The sequence below is a fragment of the Streptomyces sp. NPDC048462 genome (genome assembly GCF_043200175.1).
Taxonomy (GTDB): Bacteria; Actinomycetota; Actinomycetes; order Streptomycetales; family Streptomycetaceae; genus Streptomyces.
Window position 1 is genome coordinate 1 of record NZ_JBICXG010000053.1, and the last position, 18,663, is coordinate 18,663.

14 protein-coding genes are annotated in these 18,663 nt (G+C 71.0%); 10 read left to right on the top strand and 4 right to left on the bottom strand.

Going from position 1 to position 18,663, the window contains the following annotated elements; all coding sequences use genetic code 11:
* The coding region (locus ACGFU6_RS38695) for a type I polyketide synthase (RefSeq protein ID WP_393617260.1) at positions 1 to 3,800 on the bottom strand (3,800 nt) is incomplete at its 3' end.
* A 100-nt stretch (positions 3,801 to 3,900) separates the two neighbouring features.
* Positions 3,901 to 5,112: a cytochrome P450 gene (locus tag ACGFU6_RS38700; RefSeq protein ID WP_393617262.1), complete on the bottom strand. Its 1,212-nt coding sequence runs from the start codon at positions 5,110 to 5,112 to the stop codon at positions 3,901 to 3,903.
* Between the two features lie 360 nt (positions 5,113 to 5,472).
* Here ACGFU6_RS38700 and ACGFU6_RS38705 point away from each other — a divergent pair, with 360 nt between their 5' ends.
* The 10 genes from ACGFU6_RS38705 to ACGFU6_RS38750 all read left to right on the top strand — a co-directional run bounded on the left by ACGFU6_RS38705 (position 5,473) and on the right by ACGFU6_RS38750 (position 15,575).
* Positions 5,473 to 6,702, top strand: coding sequence for a macrolide family glycosyltransferase (locus ACGFU6_RS38705; RefSeq protein ID WP_393617263.1), 1,230 nt, complete (start codon positions 5,473 to 5,475; stop codon positions 6,700 to 6,702).
* A 64-nt stretch (positions 6,703 to 6,766) separates the two neighbouring features.
* A complete protein-coding gene (locus ACGFU6_RS38710; protein ID WP_393617264.1) occupies positions 6,767 to 8,023 on the top strand; it encodes a cytochrome P450 in 1,257 nt (418 codons plus the stop codon).
* A gap of 53 nt (positions 8,024 to 8,076) precedes the next feature.
* The gene (locus ACGFU6_RS38715; protein ID WP_393617266.1) at positions 8,077 to 8,523 is read left to right on the top strand and encodes a sugar 3,4-ketoisomerase; all 447 of its coding nucleotides are present in this window, start codon (positions 8,077 to 8,079) and stop codon (positions 8,521 to 8,523) included.
* The gene (locus ACGFU6_RS38720; RefSeq protein ID WP_393617267.1) at positions 8,520 to 9,659 is read left to right on the top strand and encodes a DegT/DnrJ/EryC1/StrS family aminotransferase; all 1,140 of its coding nucleotides are present in this window, start codon (positions 8,520 to 8,522) and stop codon (positions 9,657 to 9,659) included. The genes ACGFU6_RS38715 and ACGFU6_RS38720 overlap by 4 nt, the downstream gene beginning before the upstream one ends.
* 55 nt (positions 9,660 to 9,714) lie before the next feature.
* A complete protein-coding gene (rfbA, locus tag ACGFU6_RS38725) occupies positions 9,715 to 10,620 on the top strand; it encodes a glucose-1-phosphate thymidylyltransferase RfbA (protein WP_393617279.1) in 906 nt (301 codons plus the stop codon).
* A 68-nt stretch (positions 10,621 to 10,688) separates the two neighbouring features.
* Entirely contained in the window at positions 10,689 to 11,729 is a 1,041-nt protein-coding gene (gene rfbB, locus ACGFU6_RS38730) for a dTDP-glucose 4,6-dehydratase (RefSeq protein ID WP_393617280.1), read from the top strand.
* Complete coding sequence (locus ACGFU6_RS38735) at positions 11,719 to 12,312, top strand: dTDP-4-dehydrorhamnose 3,5-epimerase family protein (RefSeq protein WP_393617268.1); 594 nt, start codon at positions 11,719 to 11,721, stop codon at positions 12,310 to 12,312. Before rfbB ends, ACGFU6_RS38735 begins: the two co-directional genes overlap by 11 nt.
* Positions 12,309 to 13,100 carry a thioesterase II family protein gene (locus ACGFU6_RS38740; protein WP_393617270.1) on the top strand — a complete coding sequence of 264 codons (792 nt, stop codon included), beginning with the start codon at positions 12,309 to 12,311 and terminating at the stop codon, positions 13,098 to 13,100. Before ACGFU6_RS38735 ends, ACGFU6_RS38740 begins: the two co-directional genes overlap by 4 nt.
* Positions 13,090 to 14,523 carry an NDP-hexose 2,3-dehydratase family protein gene (locus tag ACGFU6_RS38745; protein ID WP_393617272.1) on the top strand — a complete coding sequence of 478 codons (1,434 nt, stop codon included), beginning with the start codon at positions 13,090 to 13,092 and terminating at the stop codon, positions 14,521 to 14,523. The genes ACGFU6_RS38740 and ACGFU6_RS38745 overlap by 11 nt, the downstream gene beginning before the upstream one ends.
* Positions 14,524 to 14,582: 59 nt before the next feature.
* Positions 14,583 to 15,575 (top strand): Gfo/Idh/MocA family protein, encoded by a 993-nt coding sequence (locus ACGFU6_RS38750; RefSeq protein ID WP_393617274.1) that lies wholly within the window; start codon positions 14,583 to 14,585, stop codon positions 15,573 to 15,575.
* Here ACGFU6_RS38750 and abc-f read toward each other — a convergent pair.
* The gene (gene abc-f / locus ACGFU6_RS38755; RefSeq protein ID WP_393617275.1) at positions 15,565 to 17,220 is read right to left on the bottom strand and encodes a ribosomal protection-like ABC-F family protein; all 1,656 of its coding nucleotides are present in this window, start codon (positions 17,218 to 17,220) and stop codon (positions 15,565 to 15,567) included. The two genes, ACGFU6_RS38750 and abc-f, sit on opposite strands and share 11 nt — an antisense overlap.
* A gap of 402 nt (positions 17,221 to 17,622) precedes the next feature.
* Complete coding sequence (locus ACGFU6_RS38760) at positions 17,623 to 18,444, bottom strand: BTAD domain-containing putative transcriptional regulator (protein WP_393617277.1); 822 nt, start codon at positions 18,442 to 18,444, stop codon at positions 17,623 to 17,625.
* Positions 18,445 to 18,663 lie beyond the last annotated feature (219 nt).

Here is an 18,663-nt window from a genome sequence, read left to right on the forward strand (position 1 = left end):
CGCACCACCGCCAACACCCGATGCCCCGCGGCCACCGCGTCCGACAACCGCTCCACCAACAGCACACCCGCGCCCTCGGCCCACCCCGTGCCGTCCGCACCCTCGGCGAACGCCTTGCACCGACCGTCCGAAGCCAGCCCCCGCTGCTGCGAGAACTCCACGAACATGCCAGGGCTCGCCATCACCGAGGCGCCGCCGGCGAGGGCGAGGTCGCACTCGCCGGAGCGCAATGACTGGGCGGCGAGGTGAAGGGCCACCAGCGAGGAGGAACAAGCCGTGTCGACCGTGACCGCCGGGCCTTCGAGACCCAGCGCATAGGAGATGCGACCGGACATGACGCTGGCCGTGTTGCCGGTGAGCAAGTAGCCCTCGTAGCCCTGGGCGTTCTCGAAGAGGCGCGGACCGTACTCCTGGGTCATGGCGCCGACGAAGACGCCGGTGCGGGAGCCCCTCAGCGAGTCCGCCGGAACACCCGCCCGCTCCAACGCCTCCCACGAGGTCTCCAGCAACAACCGCTGCTGCGGATCCATCGCCACCGCCTCACGCGGCGAAATACCGAAGAACCCCGCATCGAACCCACCCGCACCATGAAGGAAACCCCCCTCACGCACATACGAACGCCCCGCAACACCCGGCTCCGGATCAAACAGCGACCCCACATCCCAACCACGGTCACCCGGGAACGGCGACACCGCATCCACCCCCGACGACACCAACTCCCACAACCCCTCCGGCGAACCCACCCCACCCGGGAAACGGCACGCCATCCCCACGATCGCGATGGCGTCCTCGTCCTGGCCGGAGGCCGGCTGCTCACGGCGGGCCGGGACCCCGGCCGGGGCCTCGGGCGGCGCGGGCGGAGCCTCGGTGGTGGTCTCGGCGGCGTCGTCGCGGATCAGTCGGGCGACGGCCAAGGGGGTCGGGTAGTCGTAGATCAGGGTGGCGGGCAGACGTAGGCCGGTCGCGGCCCGCAGCCGGTTACGCAGCTCGATACCGTTGACGGACTCGAAGCCCTGCTGCTTGAAGGTCTTCTCGGGCACGATCGAATCGCCGGTGGCCCGGCCTCGTACGGCGGCGGCGTGGACCCGCACCAGCTCCAGCACGTGGGCGAGCTGTTCGGCCTCGGAACGGCCGCGCAGCTCGCGACTGAGCAGGGTCTCGTCGGCATCGGCCACGGAAGCCTGGCCCTGCTCGGCGGAGCCGTCCTCGGTGAGCCAGTGGCGGGTGCGTTGGAAGGCGTAGGTGGGCAGGTCGACGATCCTGGCCCCCGTGCCGTCGAAGAGGGCACTCCAGTCGACGTCGATACCACGGACGAAGAGCTCCGCGCCCGAGGTCAGGAAGCGTTCCCAACCGCCCTCATCACGCCGCAGCGAACCGCTGACGACGACGTCGAGTCCGGCCGCATCGGCGCACTCCTGAATACCGATACCGAGCACCGGATGCGCACTGGACTCGATGAACGTCCCGAAACCCCGATCCAGGAGCAGCCGGACCGTCTCCTCGAAACGAACCGTCTGCCGAAGATTGCGGTACCAATACGCAGCACCCAAGGCTGTCGTATCAACCAGTTCGCCCGTCACCGTCGAATAGAACGGAATCTCCGAACGGCGCGGGGTGACCGGAGCGAGTACGTCGAGGAGTTCGGCCTCGATCCGCTCCACATGCGCGGAGTGCGACGCGTAGTCGACCGGCACCTGACGAGCCCGAACCCCCTCATCATTATACGCGGCCACGATCTCCGCGATCGCATCCGCGTCACCCGACACCACCGTGCTCGACGGACCATTCACCGCGGCCACACTCAGCCGCCCCTCCCACTCCACCCCGGCAAGACGTTCCTCGACCTCCGCCAACGGCAACGCGACCGACGCCATCCCACCCAACCCGGCCAGCTCACGGCCGATCACACTCGCCCGCAACGCCACCACACGAGCCGCGTCCTCAAGAGACAACGCCCCCGAAACAGCAGCCGCCGCGATCTCCCCCTGCGAATGCCCCACCACCGCATCCGGCACCACACCGAAAGAACGCCACAACTCAGCAAGCGACACCATCACAGCCCACGTCACCGGCTGCACCACACCCACACCATCCAACGAACCCCCCGCAGCCACCACCTCCACCACATCAAAATCAACAAACGGCGCCAACGCATCCGCACACTCACGCAACCGACCAGCGAACACAGGCGAAGACTCCAACAACCCCGCACCCATCCCCACCCACTGCGTCCCCTGACCCGGAAACACCAACACCCGACGACCCGTCTCGCCGGCGACTCCGTGGACGGCGGAGCGCTCCAGGCGGGTGAGGAGTTCCTCGCGGTCGCCGGCCAGGACCACGGCGCGGTGGCCGAAGACGGTGCGGGCGGTGGCCTGGGTCCAGGCCAGGTCCAGGAGGCTGTGCTCCGGGCTGTGTTCGATGCGGGCGCTGAGCTGGGCGGCCTGGTCGCGCAGGCCTTCCGCGGTGCGGCCCGTGACGATGACGGGGAGGACGGGGAGGGTCCTGGTGGCGGGCTCGGCCGGGCGCGGGGCCGGGGCCTGTTCCAGCACCAGGTGTGCGTTGGTGCCGCCCATGCCGAAGGAGGACACGCCGGCCCGGCGTGGCCGGGTGCCGTCCGCTTCGTCCGTCGGCCAGGGCAGCAGGTCGGTCTGGACACTGAGGTTCAGCTCGTCGAGCGGGATGTCGAGGTTCGGGCTCGCGTAGTTGAGGCTGGGCGGGAGTTCGCCCTCCCGGACGGCGAGCGCGGCCTTGAGGAAGCCGACGATGCCGGCGGCGCCTTCGAGGTGGCCGACGTTGGTCTTGGCGGAGCCGACGGCGAGCGGGGCGCCGGGAGTGCGGGCGGTGCCGAGGACGGCGCCGAGGGCCGCGGCCTCGACGGGGTCGCCGGCGCGGGTGCCGGTGCCGTGGAGTTCGACGTAGCTGACGTCCTCGGGGCGGACGCCGGCACGCTCGTACGCCTCGCGGAGGACGGCTTCCTGGGCGTCCTGGTGCGGGGTGGTCAGGCTGGGGCCGCCGCCGTCGTTGTTGATGGCGCCGCCCTTGACGACGCAGTGGACGCGGTCGCCGTCGGAGAGGGCCTGGCGCAGCGGCTTGAGGACGACGCAGACGCCGCCCTCCCCGCGTACGTAACCGTTGGCGCGGGCGTCGAAGGTGTGGCAGCGGCCGTCCGGGGAGAGGGCGCCCATCAGCTCCATGGTGGCGGTGCTGTGGCCGGACAGGATGAGGTTGACGCCGGCGACGACGGCGAGGTCGCTCTCGCCTCGGAGCAGTCCCTCGCAGGCGAGGTGGACGGCGACGAGCGAGGAGGACTGGGCGGTGTCGACGGCCATGCTGGGGCCGCGCAGTCCGAGGTGGTACGAGAGGCGGTTGGCGGTCATGGCCCGGTGAAGGCCGGCCGCGCTGTAGCCGCCGGCGGCGTGGTCGTGGGCGTGGGTGAGGGCCGCGTAGTCGTCCGAGGCGACGCCGACGTACACGGCGGTGCGGGTGCCGGAGAGCCGGCCGGGCACGATTCCGGCGTGCTCCAGGGCCTCCCAGCCGAGTTCGAGAACGAGGCGCTGCTGCGGGTCGGTGGCGGCGGCCTGTGCCGGGCTCATCCCGAAGAATTCCGCTTCGAATTCCCCATGGTTCTCCAGGGCGGCCCGCCAGGTGCCGTCCTCCTGCCGGGTGATGCCGTGGTTTCCGGTTCGCAGGAGCTGCCAGAATTCCTCGGGCGTATCGGCTCCGGGAAGTCGGCACGCCATCCCCACGACGGCTATGTCGTTGTCACCCACGAGCTGTTCACCGGTCTTGGGGGTCATTAATTCTCCATAGCCAGAGATGAGGTGCGGAAAATCCACGAGCGGTTCGAGAGACCCGGAAGGGTCGGTACTGCCGGGGGAGCCGGGCGCCGGGGCGCCGTCACCACGTGACGGGGAGCTCCACGAGTCCGCGGACGAGCATGTCCGGGTGCCAGGCGAGTTCGTCGGCGGGGACGGCGAGGCGCAGTCCGGGCAGGCGGCCGGTGAGGACTTCCAGGGCGCACTGGAGTTCGGCGCGGGCCAGCGGGGCGCCGAGGCAGAAGTGCGGGCCCTGGCCGAAGGCGAGGTGCTGGTTGGGCTCGCGGTCGAGGACGACGCCGGCGGCGTCCTCGAACACGGTCCCGTCGTGGTTGGCGGAGGCGAGGGAGTAGACGACAGCTTCGCCGGCGCGGATGGTCACGCCGCCGATCTCGACGTCCTCGGTGGCGACGCGGGTGGGGCCGACGCTGTTCCACAGCGGGACGACGCGCAGGAGCTCCTCCACGGCGGCGGGCACGAGTTCGGGGTTGGCGCACAGCCGCTCGTAGCGGCTGCGGTCCTGCAGCAGGACCAGGACGTGGCCGGCGATCTGGGTGGCGGTGGTCTCGTGGCCGCCGATGAGCATGCCGCCGGTGAGCATGAGCAGTTCGTTCTCGGTGAGGTGTTCGCCCTCGTCGTGGGCCGCGACCAGGGCGCTGAGGAGGTCGTCCTCCGGCTGCGCGCGCCGCTTGACCACGTATCCGCGCAGGTAGTCGGCGTACTCCTCGGCCGCCTGGGCGACCTGCTCGTCGGTGTAGCGGCTGGCGGACATCAGGGCCTCGGTGAAGGCCCGGAAGATGTGCTGGTCCTCGTGGGGGATGCCGAGCATTTCGCAGATGACCGAGGTGGGCAGGGGCAGTGCGAGCTTCTCGACGAGGTCGGCGGGCCCGCCGTCGGCGACCAGGTCGTCGACGAGCGCGTGGGTGATCTCGGCGATGCGGGGGCGTATCGCGGCCACGCGGCGGGCGGTGAAGGCGCGGGAGACGAGCCGGCGCAGCCGGGCGTGGTCCTCGGGGGGCATGCCCATGAGGCCGACGGAGTCGAGTCCGCGGGGGGCGGCCCGGGGCACGTCCTTGTCGGCGCCCGCGTGCATGCTCAGCCGGGGGTCGGCCGAGGCCTTCTTGATGTCCGCGTGCCGTGTCAGGAGCCACGCCTCGCCGCCGTAGGGCATGCGGACCCGTGCCACGGGCTCGCCGGACCGGAGTTCGGCGTACGCGGGGTCGAGCACGAGGTCTACTCGGTCGCCGAACGGATACGTCCGGACGGATCCGGCGACGGCATGAGGGCAGGTCATGACTGAATCTCCTCTGTACGCGGACCCTGACACCGAACAGCAGCACCGCACCTTTGCCATCGGCGCGTTTTTGATTGTGTCAAGTCACCGCGAATTGGCCAGGAAATTCGAGTCGAATTCGAGCGGTGTGCAAGCGGCGCGCGACAGCGATTTGAGCCGGGCGCGACACGGCCGACTCAGAATGGAGAAACGCAGACGACTGTGTCAGGTCTCCCCTTGCGCCGCACAAGTGGGGGACCGTAATTTTCCGTTGCACCGAAGACCTGCATCGAAGACCTGCACCAAGGATTTCTGCCGAAGAGTTTCATCGAAGAGCTGCATCGAAAAGCCGTATCCGTTTTGCCTCGAAAGGCTGCCCCGATGGCACATATTGCCTTCTTCATTCTCCCTGCGGCCGGTCACGTCAACCCGACGCTGTCCGTGGCCCGGGAACTCGTCGCGCGCGGCCACCGGGTCACCTACGCCCTGTCCGAGAGCTACGGCGAGCGGGTGCTCGCGACGGGGGCGGAGTTCGTCCCCTACCCGATGGACCAGGACCGGTTCCTGGCCACGATGGTGCCGCAGCAGGACTCCGCCGAGTACACGGACCAGCAGGAGTTCGTGAACATGATGAAGTGGATGCTGGAGCTGACCCGGCAGACGCTTCCTCGGTTCGAGGCGCACTTCGAGTCCGAGGGCCGGCCGGACGTGTTCGTGTGCGACCCGTCCTCCTTCTGGAGCGGGGCCGTCCTGGCGGCGAAGTGGGGCGTGCCGGTCATCCGCAGCACACCGACGTACGTGGCCAACGAGCACTGGTCCCTGCACCCGCCGGTCGACACGGCCGAGGAGCAGCAGCAGGACCCGGAGACCGGCGCGCTGTTCGAGACCGTCGCCGAACTGCTGGCGGAGCACGGCGTCGACAAGAGCATCGGGGAGTTCGCGCAGGACGTGCACTCGGGTCCCGCCCTGGTCTACCTGCCGCGTTCCTTCCAGTACGCGGGCGAGACCTTCGGTGAGGAGGTCGCCTTCGTCGGCCCGTGCACGAGCGACAACAGCTTCCACGGCGACTGGGAGGCGCCCGCCACGGGCCGCCCGCTCGCGCTGGTCAGCCTGGGCACCCTGTACAACAAGCAGCCGGAGTTCTTCCGCGCCTGCGTGGAGGCCTTCGCGGACCTGGACTGGGACGTGGTGATCGCACACGCCGGCGGGGTCGCGGAGGGCGGTCTCGGCGAGCTGCCGCCGAACGTGCGGGTGCACTCCTTCGTGCCGCAGGGCGCCGTGCTCAAGCACGCCTCCCTGATGATCAATCACGGCGGTACGAGCACCGTGCTCCAGGCCGTCTCCGAGAGCGTCCCGGTCGTCTCGGTGCCGCAGATGGCGGAGCTGCACGCGACGGCGACCCGGGTGGAGCAACTGGGCGTGGGCGCCAAGATCCTGCGCAAGGACATCTCCCCGGAGAAGATCCGCGAGACCGTGCTCGCCCTGGCCGCCGACGAGTCCGTTGCCGCGAAGGTGGCGTGGCTGCGGCAGGAGATCCAGTCCGCGGGCGGCCCGGCCGCGGCCGCCGACGCGGTCGAGCGGCTCCTGGTGCCGGCGCCCGCCGCCGGCTGAACCGCCCCGCACCGCCCCTCCCTCTTTCCAGACTTCTTGCCGAATACCAGCTGAGGAAGCCGATATGACGACACAGATCGCCGAGGACACAGACGCCGTGGCCGTGGACATCCCGGAGACCGAGGCGCCGCACCCGCTGGCGCAGCCGGCCGAGGCCGACGCCCAGGGGCTGCTGGACTGGTTCGCGCGTTGCCGCGCCGAGGCCCCCGTGTTCTGGGACTCGACGCGTTTCGCGTGGCAGGTGTTCTCGTACGAGGACTACAACACCGTCTCCACCAACCCGCAGATCTTCTCCTCGGACTTCTCGCCGGTCTTCCCGGTACCGGAGGAGCTGGCTCTGCTGATGGGGCCGGGCACCTTCGGCGGCATCGACCCGCCGAAGCACGGCCCGCTGCGCAAGCTGGTCAGCCAGGCGTTCACCCCGCGCCGGATGGCCGCGCTGGAGCCCCGCATCGCGGAGATCACCCGCAAGCTCCTCGCCGACTTCGGCGACCGCACCGAGATCGACGTGGTGACGGACCTGGCGTACCCGCTGCCGGTGACGGTGATCGCGGAACTGCTGGGCGTCCCGGCCTCGGACCAGGACCTGTTCCGCGAGTGGGTCGACGTCATCCTCAACAACGAGGGCATGGAGTACCCCAACCTCCCGGCCGACTTCGCGGAGACCATGGGTCCCGCCATCAAGGAGTGGGCCGCGTACCTGTACGCGAAGATCGCCGAGAAGCGGGCCACGCCGTCCGACGACCTGATGAGCGGGCTCATCGAGTCCGAGGTCGACGGCCGCCGCCTCACCGACGAGGAGATCGTCAACATCGTGGCGCTGCTGCTCACGGCGGGCCACATCTCCAGCGCGACCCTGCTCGGCAACCTGTTCATCGTGCTGGACCAGCACCCCGAGGCGCAGGCGGCGCTGCGGGCCGACCGCTCGCTGATCGCGGGCGCGGTGGAGGAGACGCTGCGCTACCGCAGCCCCTTCAACAACATCTTCCGGCTGCTGAAGGAGGACACCGACATCCTCGGCGTCCCGATGAAGGCCGGCCAGATGGTCACGGCGTGGAGCGCCTCGGCCAACCGCGATGGCGGGCAGTTCCCGGACCCGGACGCCTTCGACGTCCGCCGGACCGCGAACAAGCACATGGCCTTCGGCCACGGCATCCACCACTGCCTCGGCGCGTTCCTGGCCCGTATGGAGGCGAAGGTGTTCCTCGACCTGGTCTTCGACGCCTTCTCGTCGTTCAAGGTCGACCTGGACAAGGCGGAGTTCTACGAGGCGGATCAGCTGACCCCGCGTCACCTCCCCGTCTCCGTCGTCCGCGGCTGATCCAGCCGCGCCTGAGGCACCGGCCGGACAGGGCAACCAGGGAGCGCGATCGCATGTCGGTGGGCATCATCACAGAACCGAAGGTGGGCAGGGTCAAGCCCTGTGCCTTCATCGAGTTGGAGCAGCACAACGACGCACGGGGCAACCTGTCGGTCGTCGAGTCCGAGTGGACGGCGGGCTTCCCGATCGAGCGGGTGTACTACCTGCACGGTCTGGACACCGGCTCGTCCCGCGGCGGGCACGCGCACCGGGCGCTGGAGCAGCTCGTCATCGCCGTCCACGGCAGTTTCACGATCACCGTGGACGACGGGGTCAACCAGGCGGAGCACCGTCTGGACGACGCCGGCCGGGGCCTGTACATCGGGCCGATGGTGTGGCGGAACCTGAGCGACTTCTCCGAGGACGCGGTCAGCGTGGTCCTGGCCTCGCGGCACTACGACGAGTCGGACTACTACCGCGACTACGACGAGTTCCTGCAGGACGCGAGGAGGGGGCTGTGACGGCCCCGGCACCGGCCCACCCGGCGCGTGTCCCCTTCCACGACCTGCGGGACCTGCACGCCCTCGACGGTGTGCAGGCCGAGATCGACGCCGCCCTGCTGCGGGTGTCGCGCTCCGGTCGCTACCTCCTCGGCCCCGAACTGGAGGCGTTCGAGGAGGAGTACGCCCGGTACTGCGAGAACGCTCACTGCGTCGGTGTCGGCAGCGGCCTGGCCGCCCTGGAGCTGACGCTGCGGGCGCTGGGCATCGGTGCGGGCGACGAGGTGGTCGTCCCCGGGCACACGTACATCGCGAGCTGGCTCGCGGTCTCCGCCACGGGGGCCCGCCCGGTCCCCGTGGAGCCGGAGGCCGGCTCGTACCTGATCGACCCCGACCGCCTCGCGGCCGCGATCACCCCGCGGACCAGGGCCGTCATGCCGGTGCACCTGTACGGGCACCCGGTGGACCTCGACGCGATCGAGGCCGTCACCGCGCACCGGGGCATCCCGGTCGTGGAGGACGCGGCCCAGGCACACGGGGCCCGCTACAAGGGCCGGCGGATCGGCTCGCGGTACGCGGCGGCGTTCAGCTTCTACCCGGGCAAGAACCTGGGCGCGCTGGGCGACGGCGGCGCCGTGGTCACCTCCGACCCGGAGCTCGCCGGGCGGATCCGGCTGCTGCGCAACTACGGCTCCCGCGAGAAGTACCGGCACGAGGTGTGCGGCACCAACTCCCGGCTGGACGAACTGCAGGCGGCGGCGCTGCGGGCGAAGCTGCCGCACCTCGACGCGTGGAACGCGCGCCGGGACGCGATCGCCGCACGCTACACCGAGGGCCTCTCCGGCCTGCCGGGGGTGGCCCCTCCGTCCGTCCGGTCCTGGGCCGAGCCCGTCTGGCACCAGTACGTGCTGCGCACCGCGCACCGCGAGGAGCTACGGCAGGCCCTGACCGGGGCCGGGGTGGAGAGCCTGGTCCACTACCCGATCGCCGTCCACCGATCCGGCGCCTACGCGCGCACCCCGACCGCGCCGCTGCCCCGCTCCGAGCGGCTGGCGGCGGAGGTGCTGAGCCTGCCCATGGGCCCACAACTGATCGAGCGGGACGCGGAGACCGTCATCGCGGCGGTCCGTCATGTCACGGAGAACAGCCATGTCTGACGTCACGAAGGTCCCGGCCCTCTCGGCACTCGGCGCCCCGGGCTCCCGCCGTCCGATGAAGGGCATCGTCCTGGCCGGCGGCAGCGGCACCCGGCTGCGCCCACTGACCGGCGCGCTGTCCAAGCAGCTGCTGCCGGTGTACGACAAGCCGATGATCTACTACCCGCTGTCGGTGCTGATGCTGGCGGGTATCCGCGACATCCAGATCATCTCCGCCAAGGATCACCTGGAGATGTTCCGCGCGCTGCTCGGCGACGGAAGACAGCTCGGCATCCGCCTGAGCTACGCCCAGCAGGAGGAGCCCCGCGGCATCGCGGAGGCCTTCCTCATCAGCGAGGAGCACATCGGCGACAGCCCCGTGGCGCTGATCCTCGGGGACAACGTCTTCCACGGCCCCGGCTTCTCCCAGGTGATCGCGCAGGCCGCGGCCCGTCTGGACGGCTGTGAGCTGTTCGGCTACCCGGTCAAGGACCCCCAGCGGTACGGGGTCGGCGAGATCGACTCCGACGGCTCCCTGCTCTCCCTGGTGGAGAAGCCGGTCAAGCCGCGCTCGAACCTCGCGGTGACCGGCCTGTACCTCTACGACAACGACGTGGTGGACATCGCCCGCGGACTGAAGCCCTCGGCACGCGGCGAGCTGGAGATCACCGACGTCAACCGCGTGTACCTGGCCCAGGGCCGGGCCCGGCTGAACCCGCTGGGCCGCGGGTTCGCCTGGCTGGACATGGGGACCCACGACTCGCTCCTTCAGGCCGGGCAGTACGTACAGCTGCTGGAGCAGCGCCAGGGCGAGCGGATCGCCTGCGTGGAGGAGATCGCCCTGCGGACGGGATTCATCAGCCCGGAGCAGTGCTTCGCCCTCGGCAGCGACCTGGGGGCTTCCAGTTACGGCGACTACGTGCGGGAGATCGCCCGCCGGGCCGCCGCGGAGGGCCGGACCGCCAACTCCTCGGCCGCCTGACCAACCACCGAACCCACCGAACCACCGAACCCACGCCCCGTCCCCTCCCCCGGAAAGGCCTGTTGGAGATGCGAGTCCTGGTGACCGGAGGCGCGGGCTTCATTGGCTCGCACTTCGTCAGAGAACTGCTGTCCGGGGCCTATCCGGACCTCGACGGGTCACGGGTGGTGGTCCTGGACGCCCTCACCTACGCCGGGAACCCAGCCAACCTCGACCCGGTCCGCGACCACCCGGGGCTGGAGTTCGTCCACGGCGACATCTGCGACAGGGAGCTGGTCGGCCGGCTGATGGCCGGGACCGGCATGGTGGTGCACTTCGCGGCCGAGTCGCACGTGGACCGCTCGATCGCCGACGCCTCGGAGTTCGTGCGCACCAACGTGCTCGGCACCCAGACCCTCCTGCAGGCGGCCGTCGAGGCGAAGGTCGCGCGGTTCGTCCACGTCTCCACGGACGAGGTGTACGGGTCGATCGACTCGGGCTCGTGGCCGGAGGAACACCGGCTGGTGCCCAACTCCCCTTACGCGGCCTCCAAGGCCTCCTCGGACCTGATGGCGCTGGCCTTCCACCGCACGCACGGGCTGGAGGTGTGCGTGACGCGCTGCTCCAACAACTACGGTCCCTACCAGTTCCCGGAGAAGGCGATCCCGCTGTTCACCACCAATCTGGTCGACGGGCTCGACGTACCCCTGTACGGCGACGGCCTCAACAGCCGCGACTGGCTGCACGTGGACGACCACTGCCGGGGCATCGCCCTGGTCGCCGCGAAGGGCCGGGCCGGCGAGGTCTACAACATCGGCGGCGGCACCGAGCTGACCAACACCGAACTGACGGAACACCTGCTGGAGCTGTGCGGCCGGGACCGGTCGGCGGTGCGCAGGGTCACCGACCGGGCCGCGCACGACCGCCGGTACTCGGTGGACATCTCGAAGATCTCCCGCGAGCTGGGATACGCGCCGCAGGTGCCCTTCGCCGAGGGCCTGGCGGCCACGGTCGCCTGGTACCGGGAGAACCGCGCGTGGTGGGAGCCGCTGAAGGAGCGTGCCGCACCCCCGGGGGCGGCCGCCGCCGGGCGGGGCACGGAGCAGCCAGCAGGTGCCCATGCGCATTGACGAGACCGGCATACCCGGCACGTACCGGCTGCTGCCGGAGCGGTTCGAGGACGAGCGCGGCCATTTCTACGAGGCCGCCAGGCACAGCGAGCTGACGGCGGCGACCGGGCTGCCCTTCGAGGTCCGCCAGGTCAACAACTCCGTCTCGCGGCGCGGCGTCCTGCGCGGGGTGCACTGCAACGACGTACCGGCCGACGCCGGGAAGCTGGTGACCTGCGTCCGGGGCTCGATCCTCGACGTGATGGTCGATCTCCGCCAGGGCTCGCCGTCCTTCGGCCGGCACGCCGTGAACCGGCTGGACGCCGGGGACGGCATCGCCCTCTACATGTCCGGCGGCATCGGCCACGCCTTCCTCGCCCTGGAGGACGGCACCTGCGTCAACTACCTGTTGTCCGCGGAGTACGTGCCCGGGGCGATGGTCGACCTCGACGCGCTCGATCCCGAACTGGGCCTGCCGTGGGAACTCGCGGAGGCGCCGGTGCGCTCCGCCAAGGACGCGGCCGCACCCTCCCTCGCGGAGGTGGTGGCCTCCGGCAGGCTGCCGCGGTACGTACCGACGGGCGGGGAGCTGATCCGGCCGTGACCGTTCCCGCCACCCGCGCCCCCGCTTCTCCCTCCTCCCCCTCTTCTCCCTCCGACGTGTGGCTGCGCCGCTACCGGCCCGTCGCGGATCCGGCCGTCCGGCTGGTGTGCTTCCCGCACGCCGGCGGCTCGGCCACCGCCTACCTGCGCTTCGCCGACGCCCTCGCCGGAGTCGGCGTCGAGGTCCTGGCGGTGCAGTACCCGGGCCGTCAGGACCGGCGCGGAGAACCCTTCGTCGAGACCGTCGACGCCCTGGTCGAGGCGGTGCTGCCGGAGCTGCGGCAGTGGACCGGCAGCCCGTTCGCCCTGTTCGGGCACAGCCTGGGCGGCACCCTCGCGTACGAGACCGCGCGCCGGCTGACCGGAACGGGCGAAGAGCCCGTGCACCTGTTCGTATCCGGCCGTCGCGCACCCACCGTGCCGCGCACGGACACCGCGCACCTGCTGGACGACCGGGCCCTGATCTCCCGGATCTCCGCGCTGCAGGGCACCGATCCGGCGCTCCTCCAGGACGAGGAGCTGCTCCGGATGGTGCTGCCGGCGCTCCGCAACGACTACGGGATGGCGGGCGACTACCGGCACCGCGCCGGAGCGCCGCTGTCCGTGCCGCTGACGGTGCTCACCGGGGACAGCGACCCCAACGTGTCCGTCGACGACGCGCGGCGCTGGTCGGAGGTGGCCGGCGGCCCGGTGGACCTGCGCGTGCTTCCGGGCGGGCACTTCTTCCTCAACGACCGCTCGGAAACCGTCTGCCACATCATCGAGGAGGCGCTGGATCATGTCCGCTGACACCCTGGCCCGGACCGCAGACCGAACGGACACCGCGCACCGCCTGCTGGTGTCGGCCCGTACCCCCGACAGCGCGGCCACGCCCATGGACCAGGTGCTGGGCTGGCTGGCCGAACAGGCCCGCGCGGGCAGCTTCCGGGTCACCCGGGTGCCGTTCGCCGCACTGCGGGGCTGGCACTTCGACGGCGACGGCAACCTGCGTCACGAGTCGGGCCGCTTCTTCGCCGTGGAGGGCCTGCACGTCACCGCGGACGGGCTGCCGGAGCGGGGCTGGAAGCAGCCGATCATCGTGCAGCCGGAGGTCGGCCTGCTCGGCATCGTCGTGAAGGAGATCGACGGCGTCCTGCACTTCCTGATGCAGGCCAAAATGGAGCCGGGCAACATCAACACGCTCCAGCTCTCCCCCACCGTCCAGGCCACGCGCAGCAACTTCACGGGGGTCCACCAAGGGCTCGGCATCCCGTTCCTGGACCTGTTCCTGGAACGGGGGCGGGCGCGGGTCCTCGTGGACGTGCTCCAGTCCGAGCAGGCCGACTGGTTCCTCGCCAAGCGCAACCGCAACATGATCATCGAGATCGACGAGGACACCAGGACCGGGGACATCGGCGACGGCTTCCGCTGGCTGACCTTCGGTCAGCTGCTGCGCCTGCTGCGGCTGGACAACGTGGTCAACATGGACACCCGCTCCATCCTGGCCTGCCTGCCCACCGCGGGCGCCGAACCGGACGGCGTGGACGTGGACCCGGTCCTGCGCTCCTTCCACGGTCTGTCGGCCCCCTCGGTGCACGACACGAGCGAGGTGCTCAGCTGGCTCACCGGCATACGGGCACTGCGCGAGCTGGTCCAGCGCCGGGTGCCGCTCGCCGAGGTCGCCGAGGACGGCTGGACGTTCACGGACGAGGAGATCGGGCACACCGGCGGACGCCGGTTCCGGGTGATCGGGGCCGACATCTCGGCGAGCAACCGCGAGGTCGCCTCCTGGACCCAGCCCCTGATCCAGCCTCAGGTGCCGGGCCTGATGGCCCTGATCGTCAAGCGGATCAACGGCACCCTGCACGCCCTGGTGCAGGCCCGGGTCGACGTCGGGCACCTGAACGTCGCCGAGCTTGCGCCGACCGTGCACTGCCGGCCGGCCGACCACACCGGCCCGGGGACCGACCCGTACCCGCCCTTCCTCGCCGACGTGCTGGCCGCCCCTGCGGCGCGGATCCACTACGACGCGGTGCAGTCCGAGGAGGGCGGCCGCTTCTACCACGCGGAGAACAGGTACACGATCATCGAGGTGCCCGAGGAGTTCGGCGAGGACGTGCCGCGCGACTACGCCTGGCTGACCTTCTCCCAGCTCACCGAGCTGATGGCGCACGGCAACTACCTCAACGTCGAACTGCGCACACTCGTCGTCTGCGCCCACACCATGTACTGACCGCCCCCGTACCGACCGCCCCTGTACCGACCGCCCCTGCCCCTCCCACCGAGGACGTCATGCCCGCTCCCCTGCGCCTGGGACTCCTCGGCTGCGGCGACATCGCCGCGCGCCGCACCCTGCCCGCGCTGCTGCGCATCCCCGGACTGCAACTGGCCGCCACGGCCGCGCGGGACCCCGCGCGGGCCGCGGCGTTCGCGGACCGGTTCGGAGGCACCCCCGCGCCCTCGTACGAGGACCTGCTCGGGCGCGGCGACGTGGACGCCGTCTACCTCTGCCTGCCCACCATGCACCACGCCGCCTGGGCCGAACGCGCCCTGCGCGCCGGCAAGCACGTCCTGGTGGAGAAGCCGCTCGCGACCTGCGGAGCGGAGGCCGAGACCCTGTACGAACTGGCGCGGGAGCGCGGCCTGGTGCTGCTGGAGAACTTCATGTTCCTCCACCACGGCACCCAGCGGCGGGTCGCGGGCCTCCTCGCGGACGGGGCCCTGGGCGAGGTGCGCGCCGTCTCGGCGGCGTTCACGATCCCGCCGCGCCCGCCGGGTGACACCCGCTACGACCCGCGCACCGGCGGCGGTGCCCTGCTCGACAGCGGGGTCTACCCGCTGCGGGCCGCCCTGCGCTTCCTCGGCCACGGCCTGACCGTGGCCGGCGCGGTGCTGCGCACCGACGACGAGCACGGCGTGGACCTGTCCGGGGCCGTACTGCTGGCCGCCCCGGAGGGCGCGGTGGCGCAGCTCCGGTTCGGCATGGAACACCACTACCGGTCCTGGTACGAGATCCAGGGCAGCGCCGGCACCCTGTCCGTGGACCACGTGTACACCACGGCGCCCGATCACGAGCCGGTGATCCGGCTGACCACCGGCACCGCGCGGACGAAGATCCGGGTCCCCGCCGAGGACCATTTCGAGGCCGTACTGCGGTTCTTCGCCGCGTCCGTGCGCGCACCGGACGCGCAGCGGCCCGGCCTGCCGCTCCTCGGTGAGGAGTCACGGCGGCAGGCCGGGCTGCTGGACGAGATCCGCGCGGCGGCGGTCCGCGTCAGCCGGTGACGGCGGCCTTCCCGCTCAGTTCGAGGTGCGAGCCCCGGAAGGCCCGGCGCATCCGCCGGTCGTGCGTGACGACCACCACGGTCCCCGTGTAGTCCACCAGTGCCTGCTCCAGCTCCTCGACGAGCAGCGGGGACAGGTGGTTGGTGGGCTCGTCCAGAAGCAGCAGGTCAACGGGCCGGGTGACCAGGCGGGCCAGGTCGATGCGGCGGCGCTGGCCCACGGACAGGGAACCGACCGGAAGGCTGAACTCGGACTCCCGGAACAGGCCCAGGGAGAGCAGTTGCCCGGTGTACTCGTCGGCGTGGCCGAGGCGGCCCTCGGCGAACTCCGCGAGCACCGAGCGCCGGGGGTCCTTGGGCAGTTCGTCCTGGCGCAGCCAGCCGATCCGCCCGGCCCGCCGCACGGTGCCCGCGTCGGGCTCCAGGTCGCCGGCGAGCACCCGCAGCAGGGTGCTCTTGCCAGCGCCGTTGGGGCCGGTGATCAGCAGCCGCTCGCCATGGGCGAGAGACAGCGAGTCGAGGGCGAGCCGGCCGTCGACGCGCAGCCCGGAGACCTCGGTGATGGGTCCCTGGGGAACCTCGGCGGTCTCGTCGCCCACCGCGATGTCGGCGGTGAAGCGCAGCGGCTCGGGCGGCTTCGGTACCGGGTCGGTGTGGAGGCGGTTCAGCCGCTCGTTGGCGTTGCGGGCCTTGCTGGAGGTCGAGGACGAGGAGGACCTGGCCCGGTGGTGCTCGGAACCGCTGAAGGCCCAGGGGCCCTTCTTGGCGATGGAGGCCAGCATCCTTCCCGCGGTGGCCGCGCGGGTCTCCTGCCGTTCGATCTCGGCGAGGTGCTCCTCGTACTCCCGCTCCCAGCGGGCGCGGGCGGCGGCCTTGGCGGCGAGGTAGCCCTGGTAGCCGTTGCCGTACCGGTTGACGGTCTTGCGGTCGGGGTCGACCTCCAGGATGGCGGAGGTGACGGCCTCCAGGAAGGCGCGGTCGTGGGTGATGACGACGATGGTGCCGCGGTGGTCCTGGAGCCGCTTCTCCAGCCAGTCCACGGCCTGGTCGTCGAGGTCGTTGGTGGGCTCGTCGAGAAGCAGCAGCTCGGGGGCGGCGGCCAGGGTGGCGGCCAGCGCCAGCCGGGAGCGCTCGCCGCCGGAGAGGGTGTCCACCGGGCGGTCGCGGTCGAGTCCGGGCAGGCCGAGGCCGTGCAGGGCCGTGTCCGCCCGTGCGTCGGCCTCGTAACCGCCTCGGTCCTCGAACTCCGCGAGCAGGTTCCCGTACTCGGCGAGGAGCGCCGGATCGTCGTCCACCAGCGAGTCCTCGACCTCGTGGAGGCGCTTCTCCAGGGCACGCAGGTCCGCGAAGGCGCGGTCGAGGACATCCCTGACGGTGGCTCCGGCCGGCATGTCGAGTCGCTGCGGCAGGTAGCCGACGCCGCCGGGGGCGGTGACGGTCACCTCGCCGTTGTCCGCGGCCTCGGCGCCGGCGATCAGCCGGAGCAGGGTGGACTTGCCCGAGCCGTTGTCGCCGATGACGCCGGCCTTCTCACCCGGCTTGACGGTGAGGGACACCCGGTCGAGCACGACGTGGTCGTCGTACCGCTTGATGACCTCCTCCAGCGTGAGCTGGGAATGCGCCCGTGATGCCGTGGGCGAGGACATGCGCATATGCGTACTCCTGGTGGTGCGGGGTCGGAGAGCGGGGACCGGACTCTCCGCGAACTGCTTGGCGAGGTTGAGCGTCGCGGTTTCGTTGCGGCCGAGTGCCTCCCTGACGTAGGTACGGGCCGGCGCCGTCCCCGGCGCCCTCACCGAGGATCTTCCGCACGGCCTTCCTCTCCCGCAAGACCACGCTGTGCCGGGAGGTCCTGGACGCGGCGGAGGAACTCGCGGACCGCCTCGACCGGTCCGCCGACGTGGACGGGGGTCCTTGAGGCCGGGGACGAGTTCGGGGCCGGTGTGCGCGGGTTCTCCGGCTCGGTGCGGCCGTTGGCGTCGGCCCTTGGCCGGACCTTCGCACACCGCGCTCGAGATCCGCTCGAACCCGTTGCCCCGGGCGGCATTCTACGCGGCGTAGAGGTCGAACGTGGAGCTGCGGCGTGGTCCGGAGGCCATGTCCAGTGCGGGGTCCACCATGAGCATCGCCCGGTGCAGGCGCTGGAGTTGAGGCGAGGGCTCGACACCGAGGTCGTCGATGAGCCGGGTGCGCAGGCGCCGGTAGACGTCGAGCGCGGTCGCCTGGCGGCCGGAGCGGTAGAGCGCCACCATGGCCTGCGAGTGCAGGCCCTCGTGCTGCGGGTGACGCGCTATCAGTTCGGCTAGCTCGACGATGAGTTCGGTGTGCCGGCCCAGGCGGAGGTCCGCGTCGATGCGGCGCTCCACGGTCACGAGCCGGCTCTCCTCCAGCCGCATGACCTCTATCTCCAGGATCGGGCCGACGCGCACGTCGACCAGCGCGGGGCCCTGCCACAGGGCGAGCGCCGTGCGCAGCAGGCCGGCGGCCTGCTGGTCCTCGCCGGCCTCGACGGCCCGCTGCCCCTTGGCGACCAGCCCCTCGTACTCGTGCACGTCGACCGAGCCGGGTTCGATCTGCAGCAGGTAGCCGCCGTGGCGGGTGGCGAGCACGTCCTTGGCCCCGCTGGGGGCGCCCGGCCCCATGGCGGTGCCCAGCCGCCGGCGCAGCTGGAGGATGTAGGTCTGCAGGGTGGTGAGGGCGCTCGGCGGGAGTCCGGTTCCCCAGATCTCCTCCATGAGCGTCGGTACGGGGATCACCCGTCCCGGGTACAACGCGAGAAGAGCCAGAATCTGGCGGGGCTTCCCTGCCGTCGGAACAATCGAGCCCCCGTTGACCTCGGCACTCAACGGACCCAGAACCTGAATCTTCACGGTTTCCTCCGCACGTGGTCGAGTTCGCATCGATTTTTCAGGCCTCGCCGACGAACGGTAGCGAAGCAACGGGGGCGGGCCCGGAATCCTCCAGCGTCTGTCGAGCCGGTCTCTACTTCCCTCCCTTAGGGCTTGCCGGGAAACAAATCGTGGCTTCCAGCTGTGGGGCTCGTTGGTCTGGTATGGGGAGACCGGAGGGGATCGAGGCCGTTCTGGCGG

What these genes read in the sequence shown, in the direction of transcription:
- ACGFU6_RS38700 (WP_393617262.1), bottom strand. Translation starts at nt 5,112, where the DNA reads ATGACCTGCCCTCATGCCGTCGCCGGATCCGTCCGGACGTATCCGTTC.
- ACGFU6_RS38710 (WP_393617264.1), top strand. Translation starts at nt 6,767, where the DNA reads ATGACGACACAGATCGCCGAGGACACAGACGCCGTGGCCGTGGACATC.
- rfbA (WP_393617279.1), top strand. Translation starts at nt 9,715, where the DNA reads ATGAAGGGCATCGTCCTGGCCGGCGGCAGCGGCACCCGGCTGCGCCCA.
- ACGFU6_RS38750 (WP_393617274.1), top strand. Translation starts at nt 14,583, where the DNA reads ATGCCCGCTCCCCTGCGCCTGGGACTCCTCGGCTGCGGCGACATCGCC.
- ACGFU6_RS38735 (WP_393617268.1), top strand. Translation starts at nt 11,719, where the DNA reads ATGCGCATTGACGAGACCGGCATACCCGGCACGTACCGGCTGCTGCCG.
- abc-f (WP_393617275.1), bottom strand. Translation starts at nt 17,220, where the DNA reads ATGTCCTCGCCCACGGCATCACGGGCGCATTCCCAGCTCACGCTGGAG.
- rfbB (WP_393617280.1), top strand. Translation starts at nt 10,689, where the DNA reads ATGCGAGTCCTGGTGACCGGAGGCGCGGGCTTCATTGGCTCGCACTTC.
- ACGFU6_RS38715 (WP_393617266.1), top strand. Translation starts at nt 8,077, where the DNA reads ATGTCGGTGGGCATCATCACAGAACCGAAGGTGGGCAGGGTCAAGCCC.
- ACGFU6_RS38705 (WP_393617263.1), top strand. Translation starts at nt 5,473, where the DNA reads ATGGCACATATTGCCTTCTTCATTCTCCCTGCGGCCGGTCACGTCAAC.
- ACGFU6_RS38745 (WP_393617272.1), top strand. Translation starts at nt 13,090, where the DNA reads ATGTCCGCTGACACCCTGGCCCGGACCGCAGACCGAACGGACACCGCG.